Genomic DNA, 14,014 nt, shown 5'->3' on the forward strand with positions numbered 1-14,014 from the left:
ATCCCACCCCTGGGGGTGTGCCGAATAACCAGGCGAGTAGATGAAGCTGGACTCGACCGGGGGGAGAGACATGCAGACCGAGATCACCAGGATCGACGAACGGTGGGCGTGGGCCGACCACGGGATGTGCCGAGACGTGCCGGATCTGTTCTACAACGCCGAGGACGAGTCCAAGAGTCTGCGTCGACGCAAGGAGGCGGCTGCCAAGAAGCTGTGCTTCCAGTGCCCCGTGCTAGCCGAGTGCGCTTCCCACGCGGAGGCCAATCGCGAGCTCTACGGCGTCTGGGGCGGGATGACCGAGGCCGAGCGCCACCGGCAGGCCGGGCGGGCCCGCACCGGCTGACCCGGCCGCCGGCGGCTCCGCTCAGCGGACCGGGATGGCGACGAGCTTGGTCTCCAAGAACTCCTCGATCCCGCTGAGCCCGCCCTCGCGGCCCAGACCCGACTGCTTGATGCCGCCGAACGGCGCGGCGGGGTTGGAGACGATCCCGGTGTTGATCCCCACCATCCCGGCCGCCAGTCGCTCGGACATGCTCAGCGCGCGGTCGAGGTTCTCGGTCATCACATACGACACCAGGCCGAACTCGGTGTCGTTGGCCATGGCCACGGCCTCGTCGTCGGTGTCGAACGGGATCAGCGCGGCCACGGGACCGAAGATCTCGGTGGACATCAACTCGGCGTCGGCGGTCACGCCGGTCAGGACGGTCGGCGGGTAGAAGAAGCCGGGGCCCTCGCCCCGCGAGCCGCCGCACAACACCTCGGCGCCGCGGCCCACGGCGTCGTCGACCAGGTCCACGACCTTGGCCACGGCCTTCTCCTCGACCAGCGGGCCCACGTCGGTACCCGCGGTCGCCCCGTCGCCCACGGTCAGGGCGGCCATCTTCTCGGTCAGGCGGCGTCCGAACTCATCCAGCACCGACCGGTGCACGAGGATCCGGTTGGCCGACGTGCAGGCCTCACCCATGTTGCGCATCTTGGCGGCCATCGCGGCGCCGACCGCGGTGTCCATGTCCGCGTCCTCGCACACCACGAACGGGGCATTGCCGCCGAGCTCCATCGACGTGCGCAGCACCCCGCGCGCGCACTGCTCGAGGAGCTTGCGGCCGACGGGCGTGGACCCGGTGAAGGACAGCTTGCGGGCGACGCCCGAGTCGATCCACGGCTCCACCACGCCGCCGGCGTCGGTCGTGCACACCACGTTGAGCACGCCGTCCGGCAGGCCGGCCTCGCGGAGGAGGTCCACCACGTAGAGCGAGGTGAGCGGGGTGAGGTTGGCGGGCTTGAACACCATCGTGCAGCCGGCGGCGATGGCCGGGCCGATCTTGCGCGTGGCCATGGCCAGCGGGAAGTTCCACGGGGTGATGAGGATGCACGGCCCCACGGGCTCGTGCGTGACCATGAGCCGGGTCTTGCCGTCGGGGGAGCGGCGGGCGTCGCCGCGGATGCGGCAGGCCTCCTCGGAGAACCAGCGGAAGAACTCGGCGCCGTAGGTCACCTCGCCGCGTGCCTCGGCGAGCGGCTTGCCCATCTCGGTGGTCATGAGCAGCGCCACCTCGTCGGTGCGCTCGATCAGCAGCTCATAGGCCCGGCGCAGGATCTCGGCCCGCTCCCGGGCGGGGACCGCCGCCCACTCCGGCTGCGTCCGCCCGGCGGCCTCGATCGCGGCGGCCGCGTCATCGGCCCCGCCGTCGGCGACGGTCGCGATCACCTCACCGGTGGCCGGGTTGACCACGTCGAAGGTGGCGCCGGACGCCGCGTCGCGCCAGATCCCGTCCACGTGGATGCCGGTGCCGAGTCCGGCGATGAGGTCGGCGGCGGTGCGGGTCATGTGGGCCTCCTGGAGGGCGCGGGGCGGGGGTCGGGGTGGGAGCTGGGGTTGGGGCCGGGATGGCGACGGGGATCGGGGCTGCGGTTCGGATCTGGATCGAGTAGCTCGAACAGGTGGCGGCCGGTGCGGCCGGGCCCGGTGGTGGGGTCGACGGCGCCGAGGTGGTCGACCTGGGTGGCGCACGAGAAGCCGTCGGTGAGGACGGGGGCGTCGGTGTCGGCGCGCAGGGCGGGTGCCAGCGCGAGTTCGGCGACGGCGGCGGTCACCGCCTCGTGTCCGGCGGTGAAGCCGAAGTCCCCGGCCACGCCGCAGCAGCCGGTGGCCTCCCGGATCGAACCCACCCCGAGCGCGGTGAGGGTCGCCCGCTGCACGCGGTTGCCGAAGGTCGCGTACTCGTGGCAGTGGGTCTGGACGGTGACCCGGTCCGGGGGCGCGCCGCCGGGCCACGCGGGAGCGCGGCCCTCGGCGGCGAGTCGGCCCAGGTGGTCGGCGGAGGAGCGGACGCGGGCGGCGACGCGGCGGGCGGCGCCCGCGTCGGGGGTGTCGCGCAGCAGGCGGGGGAGGTCCTCGCGGAGGGTGGCGGCGCAGGAGGGCTCGACGACGACGACGGGGACCTCCTCCCCACCCGGCCCGCGGATCGCGTCGAGGTGCCGGGCGGCCCGGGCCATGGTGCGGCGGGCCGCCGCGAGCCTGCCGGTGGTGACGTGGGTGAGTCCGCAGCACAGGTCGGCAGTGCAGGCCACGGAGGTGTGCGTCCCGCCCAGGACGCGGGCGGCGGCGCCGGCGACCGCGGGGCGCAGGCCGCGGGTGAACGAGTCCAGGAACAACACGACCTCCGCGGAGGTGCGCCCGGGCTCCGCTTCGCGGACGGTCCACACACTGTCCGGGACCCGGGAGAGCTCCTCGCGCAGCTGACGGGCGGAGGCGAAGCGCGGCATGGTCCGCTCGGTGGTCAGCCCGCCCACGCGAGCGGCGGCCCGGCCGGCGCTGGTTCCCAGCAGCGCGTTGATCGGCCCCGCCGCCCGCACGGTGGCGCGGAGCCACAGCGGGAGCAGGCCGAGGGAGTAGTGCGCCATCGGCCGCACTCGACGCCTGTAGCGTTGGTGTAGTACCTCGGATTTGAAGGTGGCCATGTCGACGCCGGTCGGGCAGTCCGAGGAGCACGCCTTGCACGCCAGGCAGAGTTCGAGCGACTCCTCGACCGCCGGGTCGTCGATCGGCAGGGTGCCGCGGACCACCTCCTGCAGGACGCGGGCCCGGCCGCGGGTGGAGTCCTTCTCGTCCCCGGTGGCGCGGAAGGACGGACACATCACGCCGCCGGAGGTGGTCCGGCAGCGGCCCACCCCGATGCAGGCCTGGACCGGGTGGGCGCCGTCGGGTGAGGTGAGCGGTCCCAGGTCGCGGATCCCGACCCCGGGGCCGACCCCGGCCAGTGCGAGGTCGGCGTCGAGCGGCCGGGTGGCGGTCAGCCCGCCCGGGGCGAGGATGCCCGCGGGGTCCCAGATGCGGGCGAAGCGGGCGAAGGCGCCCAACATCTCGGGGGAGTACATGATCGGCAGCAGCTCCGAGCGGGCGCGGCCGTCGCCGTGCTCGCCGGACAGCGACCCGCCGTGGCGCACGACGAGGTGGGCGGCGTCGGTGCAGAAGGCCCGCAGGACGGCTCGGCCCTCGTCGCTGCGTAGGTCGAAGCTGATGCGGATGTGCATGCACCCGGCGCCGAAGTGGCCGTACATCACGCCGGTGAGCTCGTGCCGGACGAGGAGCTCGCGGAACTCCGCGAGGTAGTCGGCCAGGCGCTCGGGCGGGACCGCCGAGTCCTCCCAGCCGGGCCACGACTCGATGGTGGCGCCGGTGGCGGGATCGGTGAGCCTCGAACTCAGCCCGGCGCCGTCTTCGCGCACCCGCCACAGGTCGGCGCGGGCCACCGGGTCGGCCACGACGAGCGCCTCGAGCGCGTGACCGGACCCGGTGAGCTCCGCAGCCAGTTCGGCCACTCGATCGTCCAGCCTCCGGGCCGCCGCGCCGGGCTCGTCGTCGTCCTTCTTCTGGGCGGTCTCGTCGTCGAGCTCCACGAACAGCCACGCCCGTCCCTCGGGGAGTTCGGCCACGGCGTCGGCCCCGCGCCGCTCGCGCATGGTCTGGACGATCACCTCGTCGATCCCCTCCACGGCGGTGGGCCGGTGCCGCAGGATCGCGGGAACGTCGCGGGCGGCGTCCACCACGTCGGCGTAGCCCAGCACCAGCAGCCCGGTCCGCTCGGCGCGGGGGACGATCCGCATGGTCGCGGCGGTGACCACGGCGCACGTGCCCTCGGAGCCGACGAGCGCGCGCGCGACGTCGAAACCGAGCTCGGGCAGCAGGTGTCGCAGGTGGTAGCCGGAGACCTGGCGGGGCAGGCGGCCGAGTTCGGTGCGGATGGAACCCAGGTGGTCGGCGGCGAGGTCGCGAAGGTCCGCGCTCAGGTGTTCGGCGCGCGCGGTGGCGGCGGGGTCCGCCGGATCGGTGGCCTGGACCCCGGTCCGGGTGGCGGTCAGGCGCAGGCCGTCCGCGGTGACGATCCGCAGCGCCTCCACGTGGTCGGCGGTCCGGCCGTGGCGCACGGAGTGGTTGCCGCAGGCGTCGTTGCCGATCGCGCCGCCGAGGCAGGCGCGGGACTGGCTGGAGGGGTCGGGCGCGAAGGTCAGCCGGGAGTCGGTGGCGGCGTGGACGGCCGCGCGCAGGTCGGTCAGCACGGTGCCGGACTCGGCGGTGACGGTTGCCTCGCCGCCGCCCTCGCCGCCGCCCTCGTTGACCGCCAGCACCCGGTTCATATGACGGGACAGGTCCAGCACCAGTCCGGAGCCGATCGCGTTACCGGCCATCGAGGTCCCGCCGCCGCGCGCGATGGCCGGGACGCCCAGCCGGTGGCAGACGGCCAGGGCGGCGGCGATCTCCTCCTCGGACCGCGGGAACAGCACGGCCGCGGGCACGACGCGGTAGTTGGAGGCGTCGTAGGAGTATTCGGCGACCCGGCGGGCGTCGGCCTCGGGCGCCAGGCCCGCACTCTCCAGCGCACTGACGAGTTCACCGACGAGTTCACCGACGAGTGCCCTGGCCAGCGCGGGCGACTGGCCATCGACCCGCCCGTGAGCACCTGCCGCGAGGGTCATCGCGCCCCGTCGCACACCCGGTGCACCGCGTGGGTGAAGCGCTCGACGCCGGTGTCCACCTCATCCGGCGTCACGACCAGCGCGGGGATGAGGCGCACCACGGAGCCGGTGGGGCCGCAGGTGAGGACGAGTAGGTCCTCGTCGATGCAGGCCTGCTGGACCGCGCCGGCCAGCCGCGCGGCCTCCAGCGCGCCGGCGCTCCCGGCCGGTGCGGTGGGGTCGCCGAACTCCACGCCCAGCATGAGCCCGGTCCCGCGGATGTCGCAGATCTCGCTCACATCGCCGAGGCTACGCCGCAGGCCGTCGAGTAGCTGGGCACCGCGCTCGGCGGAATTGGCCACCAGGCCCTCCCGCTCGACCACGCCGAGGGTGGCCACGCCCGCGGCGGCGGCGACGGCGTTGCCGCCGTAGGTGCCGCCCTGGGACCCGGGCCAGCCCTTGGCCATGAGCGCTTCGGGGGCGGCGATCGCGGAGATGGGGAAGCCCGACGCGATCCCCTTGGCGGTGATGATGATGTCCGGGACCAGGCCACCTGTGTGCTGGTACCCCCAGAAGCGGCCCGTGCGCCCGATGCCGGCCTGGACCTCGTCGAGGACCAGCAGGGCCCCTGCCGCGTCAGCCCGTTCGCGCAGTCCCTGCAGGTAGCGCGGGGGAGTGGCCATGTAGCCGCCGTCGCCCAGCACCGGCTCGATGAGGAAGGCCGCGATCTCGCGGGCGTCGACGCGGGTGGCCATCAGATAGTCGAGCTCGGCCAGCGCGAAGTCCACGGCGTCGTCGACGGTCCACCCGTGCCGCAGTGCGTGCGGGAACGGGGTCATCACCACCCCGCCCATGAGCGGGGAGAACCCGGCGGAGAAGCGGGTCCCGGCGGTGGTGAGGCTGGCGGCGGCGACGGTGCGGCCGTGGAAGCCGCCCTGGACGGTGACGATGTTGGGCCGGCCGGTGGCCATGCGCGCCAGCCGCACCGCGGCCTCGACCGCCTCGGAGCCGGAGTTGGCGTAGAAGACCGAGTCGATCCCGTCGGGCAGGTGCTCGCCCAGCTTCTCGGTGAGCTCGAGCAGCGGCTGGTGCATGACGGTCGTGTACTGCGCGTGGATGATCTTCCCGCACTGCTCGCGCGCGGCCTCCACCACGTCCGGGTGGCAGTGGCCGGTGCTGGTCACGCCGATGCCGGTGGTGAAGTCGAGGTAGTCGCGGCCGTCGGTGCCGTGGATCCACGAGCCGAGCGCGTGGTCCACCACGACGGGCGTGGCCTGCTTGAGAAGGGGCGACAGGTGCGCGGTCATGGGGCAAGTGTGTGACCACCCCCGGTAGATTGTCAACAATCCGACGATCCGCGCAGCCGCCGAGCTGGCTTCCCGCCTACTCGCGCGCCCCATGACTACGGTGGCCCCATGACGCAGCCTCACCGAGACCCGGGTACCCGACCGATCGTCGTGCTCCTCACCGCCGACGGCGTCTCCCCACCCTCCACCCTCGACCAGATCAGCGAGGTCGCTGAGGTGCGCGTGTGCACTGCCGACACCCTCGCCGACGCGCTCCCGGGCGCCGAGGTGTTACTCCTGTGGGACTTCTTCTCGGATGCGCTGGCCTCCGCCTGGCACGCCGCCGACTCGCTGCGGTGGGTGCACGTGGCCGCCGCCGGGGTCGACAAGTTGCTGTTCGACGAGCTCCGGGACTCGGACGTCCTACTCACCAACGCCCGCGGGGTGTTCGACGGGCCGATCGCCGAGTACGTCCTGGCCTGCGTCCTGGCGCACGACAAGCGGTTGCACGAGACGGAGGCGTTGCGCGGAGCCGGGGTGTGGCACCGCCGGGAGACCACCCGCGTGGCCGGACGACGCGCGCTGGTCGTGGGGACCGGCGGGATAGGCCGGGCCACCGCGCGGCTGCTCAGGGCGGTCGGGCTCGACGTCCGAGGGGCCGGGCGTAGGACGTCCGACGACGACGAGGACTTCGGCGTCGTCCTGGATTCGGCCCGCCTGGCCGAGCATCTGGGCGAGGTGGACCACCTGGTCATGGTGGCCCCGCTGACCGAGGCGACCCGTGGGATGCTCGGGGCCGCCGAGTTGGCGGCGCTCCCGGACGGCGCGCACGTGATCAACGTCGGACGCGGGCAACTCGTGGATCAGGACGCGCTGACGGCCGAGATCGCGGCCGGCAGGCTCTCGGCGCACCTGGACGTCCTCGTCGTCGAACCCCTTCCCGCCGACGACCCGCTGTGGACCCTCGACGGCGCGCACATCAGCCCCCACATGTCGGGCGACGTGGAGGGCTGGCGCGACACCCTCTCCGAGCAGTTCCTCGGCCACCTGCGTACGTGGGCCGGCGGCGGGGAGCCCGGCCCGGCCGTCGACAAGTCCCGCGGCTACGTCAGTCGCTGAGCGCGGCGGCGCCGTCGGGGGCGTCGGGGGCGTCACCTCCGGGTGCATCGAGATCGTCGGGGGCGTCGAGCCCCATCTCGCGGGCGGCCTCGCTGAACGCGTCGACGAAGGCGCGCAGCGGGCGGCGGCGGGCATCCCGTTCGCGGTAGGCGATCGACACGGTCCTGGTGAGACCGTCGCTCAGCGGGAGCACGTCGACGTCGGCGGGGGACGTGCTCAGCCCCAGGTCGGAGGCCAGCGTCACGCCCAGCCCGGCGGCGACCAGCGCGAGCGCCGTGGACTGCTCCCCGGCCTCGTGACGGATGTCCGGCTCGAACCCGGCCTCCCGGCACGCGAGCCGCACCGCCCGGCCGAAGTGTGACCGCGGGTGGGCGAGGACCCACGGGGCCCCGGCCAGGTCGGCCAGCTCGATCACCCCGGCCTCGGTTCCACCGAAGTCGCCCGATCCGCGCGGGACCACCGCGTGCAGGGACTCCACGGCGATCGGCCGCCGCGTGAGTTCGGGGACCCGGGCCATGGGGTAGCTGGAGTAGTCCAGGACGAACGACAGGTCCAACGAGCCGTCGCGGACCGCGCCCGTGGTGTCCTCCGGGGCCAGCTCCCGGGTCCGCACCTCGATCCCCGGGTGATCGCGGGCCAGCACCCGGATGCCGGCCGGGAGCAGCGTGGTCGCCACCGAGGCCCACGCGCCGGCGGTCAGGGTGGTGCCGATCCCGGCCCGCGCCGACTCCATCGCGTGCCCCGCGTCCTCCACCGCCGCCAGGATGATCCGCGCGTGCTCGGCCAGGATCAGTCCGGCCTCGGTGAGCGCGATCCGGCGGCCGCGCCGCTCGAACAGCGGGGTCCCCGCCTCCCGCTCGAGCAGGGCGAGCTGCTGTGAGACGGCGGAGACCGTGTACGCCAGGGCGCCGGCGACCGCGGTCACGGTTCCGCGGCGCTCCAGTTCGTGGAGCAGCTTGAGTCGGTGCAGGGACGGCTCCATGGCCCGAGCGTAGGGGCGCCGCGTGAACCGTGCAGGGAAGTGGGTCGTCCGGAAGAGGACTGTGCAGGAAAAGTGAACTCTCGACTCCACCAAGTCTCGCTGGACCGGCGCCCTCGTGCTCTCCCATGCTGGGGGGACTCCGCCGGACGGGCGGTACTGGCCGCTGAGGAGGCGAGCACCATGACTTCCATCGAGATCCCGGGTACTGCTGCAGCGAACGGGACGAACCCGGGCGCCGTGTCCGTTGCGCCCGCCGCCGCTTCCACCGCCGGGGCCGTCGTCGCCACCCGTACCGCCCGCGAGCCGTACCTCCGACTGCACTGGGAGGACGACCTCACCGATGCCCGCGGTTACCTCGTCGTCGACACCCTCGTCGGGGGCCTGGCCACCGGCGGCACCCGCATGCGCGCGGGTTGCACGCTCGGGGAGGTCGAGGACCTGGCCCGCGGGATGACCCGCAAGACCGCGGCCTTCGACCTGCCCGTCGGTGGCGCCAAGGGTGGGATCGACTTCGACCCCAAGGACCCCCGAGCGATCGAGGTCCTGACCCGCTTCTGCGAGGCCATGCGCCCGTTCCTCGACCGGCACTGGGTGACCGCCGAGGACCTGGGCGTCCCCCAGCACCTGGTCGACGAGGTCTTCAGCCGCCTGGGGATGCGGCAGTCCTACCACGCGGCCATCGAGCGCTCGGACGATCCCGCCGCGACCGCCGACCGCATCTTCCGCGGGCTCACCGCCGAGGTCCCGGGCGGTCTGCTCGGCGACGTGATCGGCGGGTACGGGGTGGCCCAGGCGTGCCTCGCGGCGGCGTTCGTCCGCGGCTGGGACGTCGGACGCACCACCGTCGCGATCCAGGGCGTGGGCACGATGGGCGGCGGCGCCGCCTGGTACCTGCACGAGGCGGGCATGACGGTCGTGGCCGTGGCCGACGCGGCCGGGACGCTCTACGATCCCGCGGGCCTCGACATCCCCGCGCTGCTGGCCACCCGCGACCGCTTCGGCGAGATCGACCGCGACGCCGTCCCCGCCCGGGTGCAGCGGCTGGCGCGAGAGGAGATCCTGGGGATGGACGTCGACGTCCTGGTCCCGGCCGCGGTCTCCTACGCGATCACGGCGGACAACAGCGCGTCCGTCACGGCGCCGATCGTGGTGGAGGCAGCCAACGCCGCCACGACCATCGACGCCGAGCTGGACCTGACGGCGCGCGGGATCGCGGTGCTGCCGGACTTCGTGGCCAACGCCGGCGCCGTGGCGTGGGCCTGGTGGCTGATCCTCGGGGAGGTCGATGACCAGGCGGAGACCTCGTTCCTGCGGCTCAGTCGTGAGATGACGGCCAAGGTCGCGGACCTTCTCGCCCACTGGGAGCCCGCGCACGGCCCGCTGCGCTGGGTCGCCGACGTGTCCGGCCCGGTCCGCCACGTGCCCCCGGTCGTGGTGCCCTGATCCGATACACCCGCACCGGCGGCCGGTCAGCAGATCAGTCAGTCGGACGGCTCGGGGAGCGGCACCGGTCGAACGTCTCGCGGGCGCGGGCCCAGGACTGCTTCCCGAGCTCGATGTGGTCGGTGAGCATGTACACCGCGACGAGACGCTGGTGGTCCCACGCCCGGTCGAGCAACCGGTCGTCGGCGGGTCCGAGGTACCGCGCCAGTACGGCGTCGACGAACCGCGGCCCGTACTCGTACAGTTCTGCGAAGTCGATGGCGGGATCGCCGAGGCACATGTCGGCGAAGTCGATCACCCCGAGACGGCCCGGCGCGACAGGGCCGGTTGAGACTGGGCCGGTTGAGACTGGGCCGGTTGAGACTGGGCCGGTTGAGACAGCGCGGCCCGGTTCCCAGAACAGGTGGGAGGAGTAGACGTCGCCATGCAGGAACACCGGGGTGACGGGGGCGTCGAGGAGCTGGTCGAGCCCGTCGAGGATCCCGTGTACCTCCCGCATCTCCTCGGCAGTGAGCCGCGACGGGAGCTCCCGGGTGGCGAGCTCCTTCAGGTGGTGGCGGTCCTCCGCCGGCCACGCCGGGGGCAGCCGATCCAGTGGCGGCGCCGACGTGTCCTGCCGGTGCAGCTCGGAGAGCAGCTCGCCCAGCTGACCGGCGATCTGCGTGACGTCGGATCGGGGGAGCCTGCCGAGCGCTCCGGGTGTCAGCCGGGTTCCACGGATGGTGGGATAACCCCCGAATACAGCGGTGCCGGACCCTGCGGTACCGGACACAGCGCCGCCGTGACCGACGGAGCTGTACTCCCGGTGTGAATAGCGCGGGATCGCGGCCTCGACCCGCGGGGCCAACAGGTCCAGGGCGGCGATCTCCGACTCGAGCAGCGGTGCGTACTTGTCGTCGGGGAAGCGGAACACCAACTCGGAGTGTCCGCGCGCGTCCGGGCCGGTGCACCCGGCCAGCAGGAGCACGACATGATCCCAGCCCTCGGTGACGCGCTGGGCGGAGCGCCAGCGCAGCCCCGGGTAGTGGAGGCGCAGTAGGTCGAGTTCGGGCGGGCCCGCTGGCCCTGGCACGGTCGCGTCGTCCGGCATGGGCCCATTGTCGCAGGGCACGCGGAAGGCGACCGCGCGATCGCCGTCCCGGCCGGCGGGCCGGTCGGCTCAGGCCTCGGGCGCCGGAGCCTCGGGAGAATCGCTGTATCCCTGCCCGATGGCCGTGTGCAGACGGGCGCGGCGGGGGGAGTCGTCGGTGCCCAGCAGCAGGTCGATGGTCAGTCCGAGCCGGGTGCTGACGTCGGCCGCGGACGAGCGGCGGGTGAGCCACGCCACGAGGTTGGACATCCACACGTCGGAGACCACGCGGGCGATCGAGAGTTGGACCTCGTCCGGCTCGCCCTGGGCCATGGCGCGGGCGATGATCCGATCCATGTAGAAGCCCACCTCCTCGACCTCGTTGGCCACGGAGGCGTCGGCGAACATGAACGCCCGGGTCATGGCCTCGGTGAGGTTGGGTTCGCGTTGCATGGACTTGGTGATCATCTCCACCACGACCTTCATCCGCTCCTGGGCGGTGTCCCCGGGCGGGGCCGAGCGCTCGGTGCGCTGGTCCAGGCGGCGGAACTCCCGCGCCAGGGCCGAGACCAGCAGGTGCACCTTGGAGGGGAAGTAGCGGTAGAGCGTGCCCACCGCGACCTCGGCCTTCTCGGCCACCGCGCGCATCTGCACGGCCTCGTACCCGCCCCTGGTGGCCAGGGCCAGCGTGGCGTCGAGGATCCGGCGGCGCCGTTCCCGTTGCGACGTGGTGCTGGGCTCGTCGTTCTTGTTCGCGGAATCCGACGCTGCAGGACCGGAACCTGTCTCGGTCGAGCTCTTGGTCATGAGGCGAACCTCCTGGGCTGCGTCGGATGGGGCCGGGTGTGGCGATCGGGCCTTGCTGATGCATTCTAGAACAAGTTTCCTAGAACACGTTCTATTATGGGGGCAGCGTGCGGGTTTCAGGGCCTGCACGGGTACGCCCCACGTCGCGCCGAGGAGTCACCGTGAGCATCGCCACCACCCCGGATCAGACCGAGATCCAGAACTCGATCAAGGCCTGGGCGAAGTCCGCCGATCCAGTGGCCACAGTACGCGCCCAGGAAACCGACCCGGACGCGTGGAAGGCGCACTGGCCGCAGCTGGCGGAGCTGGGGCTGTTCGGCGTCGCCGTCGCCGAGGAGCACGGCGGAGCCGGCGCGGAGATCGTCGACCTGGCCTGCATGCTCGAGGAGGCAGCCGCCCGGATGACCCCGGGCCCGATCCTGTCCACCGCGCTCGCCGGCGTCCTGGTCTCGCGCGCCGGAGGCGCCGTGGCGGCCGCGCTCTCCGAGACCGTCGCCGAGGGCGGCCTGCCCGTGGGCGTCTGCCTGGGCTTCGGGGTGGCGACCCTCGCCTCCTCGGGCGCGGCCGGCTCGGGAGCGGTGACGGGCAACCCGGGAGTGGCGTACGGCGGCACCGCCGAGGGCGGGATCCTGCTGCCCGTCGAGGTGGACGGCCAGACCCGCTGGGCCCTGCTCGAGGGCGGCACCGAGGGCCTCACCGTGACCCCCGCCACCCCCTACGACTTCTCGGCCTCGATCGGCCACGTCTCCCTCGAGGAAGTGCGGATCCCGGACGACCGGATCCTCGAGGGCATCACCACTGACCTCGTCCACCAGCTCTTCGTGACCCTGGCCGCCGCCGAGGCCGCCGGGGTGGCGGACTACACGCTCACCACGGCAGTGGAATACGCCAAGATCCGCGAGCAGTTCGGTCGCACCATCGGCTCGTTCCAGTCCATCAAGCACCTCGCGGCCAACATGCTCTGCCGCACCGAGCAGGTCCGCGCCCTGGCCTGGGACGCCGCCGTGGCCGCCGAGGACCTCGGCACGGACTCCTCGGAGCTGCCGGTCGCCGCAGCCGTCGCCGGCGCCCTGGCCTTCGACAACGCCGTCACCAACTCCCAGGACTGCATCCAGATCCTCGGCGGCATCGGTTACACCTTCGAGCACGACGCGCACTTCTACATGCGCCGGGCGGGCGCGCTGCGGCAGGCGGTCGGCGGGGCCGCCCGCTGGCGGCGCTCCCTGGCCGAGCTGACGCTGGCCGGCGGGCGCCGCCACCTGCGGATCGACCTGTCCGGGATCGAGGGGATCGACGCCAAGCGCGAGGAGGTCAAGGCCCTCGTCGCCCGCGTCGCCGCCGCCGAGGGGGACGAGCGCAAGCAGGCCCTGGCCGACACCGGCCTGTTCATGCCGCACCTCCCCGAGCCGTGGGGCCTGGGAGCAGCGCCGGCCGAGCAGCTCATGATCGACGAGGAGCTCGAGTCGGCCGGGGTCGCCCGCCACAACATCACCATCGGCGGCTGGGCGGTGCCCACCATCCTCCAGGCCGCCCCCCAGCACGCCGACCTGCTCGTGCGCGAGACCATGGCCGGCACGATCAAGTGGTGCCAGCTCTTCTCGGAGCCCGGCGCCGGGTCGGACCTGGCCGCGCTGCGCACCACCGCCGAGAAGGTCGACGGCGGGTGGAAGCTCAACGGCCAGAAGGTCTGGACGTCCCTGGCCCGCGAGGCCGACTGGGCCATGTGCCTGGCGCGAACGGACAAGGACGCCCCCAAGCACAAGGGCATCACGTACTTCCTCGTGGACATGAGGAGCGAGGGGATCAGCACCAGGCCGCTGCGCGAGATCACCGGCGAGGCGCTGTTCAACGAGGTGGACCTGGAGGACCTCTTCGTCCCCGACGAGTTCCAGATCGGCCAGGTCAACGACGGCTGGAAGATCGCCCGGGCCACGCTGGCCAACGAGCGGGTGGCCATGGGCGGCGGCTCATCCCTGGGCGACGCCGCCGAGGAGATCATCGGCCTCATCAACGCCGCCGGGGTCTCGGACGACGCACTGGTCCTGGACGAGCTGGGCAAGCACATCGCCGACGGCGTGGTGGGCAACCTGCTGGATCTGCGGACCGCGCTGCGCACCCTCGCCGGCTCCGGCCCGGGCGCGGAGTCCTCCGTCCGCAAGATCGTGGGCGTGCGCCACCGCCAGGACATCGCCGAGTTCGGCCTCGAGCTCACCGGCACCGGCGGGGTCGAGTTCACCGAGCAGGGCCGCAAGTTCCTCATGGTCCGCTGCCTGTCGATCGCCGGCGGCACCGAGCAGGTGCTGCTCAACGTGGTCGGGGAGCGCATCCTCGGCCTGCCCCGGGACTGACCGG

Annotated in this window: 10 protein-coding genes; 4 read left to right on the forward strand and 6 right to left on the reverse strand. The window is 73.1% G+C overall.

The annotated features are described in order from the left end of the window. Nucleotides 1-70: 70 nt before the first annotated feature. Complete coding sequence (locus R4P08_RS14065; RefSeq protein ID WP_317814511.1) at nt 71-343, forward strand: WhiB family transcriptional regulator; 273 nt, start codon at nt 71-73, stop codon at nt 341-343. Between the two features lie 21 nt (nt 344-364). Here R4P08_RS14065 and R4P08_RS14070 read toward each other — a convergent pair whose 3' ends face one another. Genes R4P08_RS14070 through R4P08_RS14080 form a run of 3 tightly spaced genes read right to left on the reverse strand, consistent with a single transcriptional unit; the run spans nt 365 to nt 6,263 of the window. Next, complete coding sequence (locus R4P08_RS14070) at nt 365-1,828, reverse strand: NAD-dependent succinate-semialdehyde dehydrogenase (protein ID WP_317814512.1); 1,464 nt, start codon at nt 1,826-1,828, stop codon at nt 365-367. Next, nucleotides 1,825-4,977, reverse strand: coding sequence for an FAD-binding and (Fe-S)-binding domain-containing protein (locus R4P08_RS14075; protein ID WP_317814513.1), 3,153 nt, complete (start codon nt 4,975-4,977; stop codon nt 1,825-1,827). Before R4P08_RS14075 ends, R4P08_RS14070 begins: the two co-directional genes overlap by 4 nt. Next, nucleotides 4,974-6,263 (reverse strand): aspartate aminotransferase family protein, encoded by a 1,290-nt coding sequence (locus tag R4P08_RS14080; RefSeq protein ID WP_317814514.1) that lies wholly within the window; start codon nt 6,261-6,263, stop codon nt 4,974-4,976. The genes R4P08_RS14075 and R4P08_RS14080 overlap by 4 nt, the downstream gene beginning before the upstream one ends. Before the next feature lie 108 nt (nt 6,264-6,371). Here R4P08_RS14080 and R4P08_RS14085 point away from each other — a divergent pair, with 108 nt between their 5' ends. Next, nucleotides 6,372-7,361 (forward strand): D-2-hydroxyacid dehydrogenase, encoded by a 990-nt coding sequence (locus R4P08_RS14085; RefSeq protein WP_317814515.1) that lies wholly within the window; start codon nt 6,372-6,374, stop codon nt 7,359-7,361. Here R4P08_RS14085 and R4P08_RS14090 read toward each other — a convergent pair. Next, on the reverse strand, nt 7,351-8,343 hold the full coding sequence (locus R4P08_RS14090) for a LysR family transcriptional regulator (protein ID WP_317814516.1): 993 nt from the start codon (nt 8,341-8,343) through the stop codon (nt 7,351-7,353). The two genes, R4P08_RS14085 and R4P08_RS14090, sit on opposite strands and share 11 nt — an antisense overlap. A 180-nt stretch (nt 8,344-8,523) precedes the next feature. On the opposite strand from R4P08_RS14090, the gene R4P08_RS14095 reads away from it, so the two are divergent. Further along, on the forward strand, nt 8,524-9,786 hold the full coding sequence (locus R4P08_RS14095) for a Glu/Leu/Phe/Val family dehydrogenase (RefSeq protein ID WP_317814517.1): 1,263 nt from the start codon (nt 8,524-8,526) through the stop codon (nt 9,784-9,786). Between the two features lie 34 nt (nt 9,787-9,820). Here R4P08_RS14095 and R4P08_RS14100 read toward each other — a convergent pair whose 3' ends face one another. Both R4P08_RS14100 and kstR read right to left on the reverse strand, forming a co-directional pair. After that, nucleotides 9,821-10,876 carry an aminoglycoside phosphotransferase family protein gene (locus tag R4P08_RS14100; protein ID WP_317814518.1) on the reverse strand — a complete coding sequence of 352 codons (1,056 nt, stop codon included), beginning with the start codon at nt 10,874-10,876 and terminating at the stop codon, nt 9,821-9,823. 69 nt (nt 10,877-10,945) lie between these two features. Further along, on the reverse strand, nt 10,946-11,662 hold the full coding sequence (gene kstR / locus R4P08_RS14105; protein ID WP_317814519.1) for a cholesterol catabolism transcriptional regulator KstR: 717 nt from the start codon (nt 11,660-11,662) through the stop codon (nt 10,946-10,948). A gap of 161 nt (nt 11,663-11,823) precedes the next feature. Between kstR and R4P08_RS14110 the strand changes: the two genes are divergently transcribed. Then, nucleotides 11,824-14,010: an acyl-CoA dehydrogenase gene (locus R4P08_RS14110; protein WP_317814520.1), complete on the forward strand. Its 2,187-nt coding sequence runs from the start codon at nt 11,824-11,826 to the stop codon at nt 14,008-14,010. The last annotated feature ends 4 nt before the right edge of the window (nt 14,011-14,014 follow it).

Source organism: Rhodococcus sp. IEGM 1408 (assembly GCF_033142235.1).
In the GTDB taxonomy this organism is placed as follows: Bacteria; Actinomycetota; Actinomycetes; order Mycobacteriales; family Mycobacteriaceae; genus Dietzia.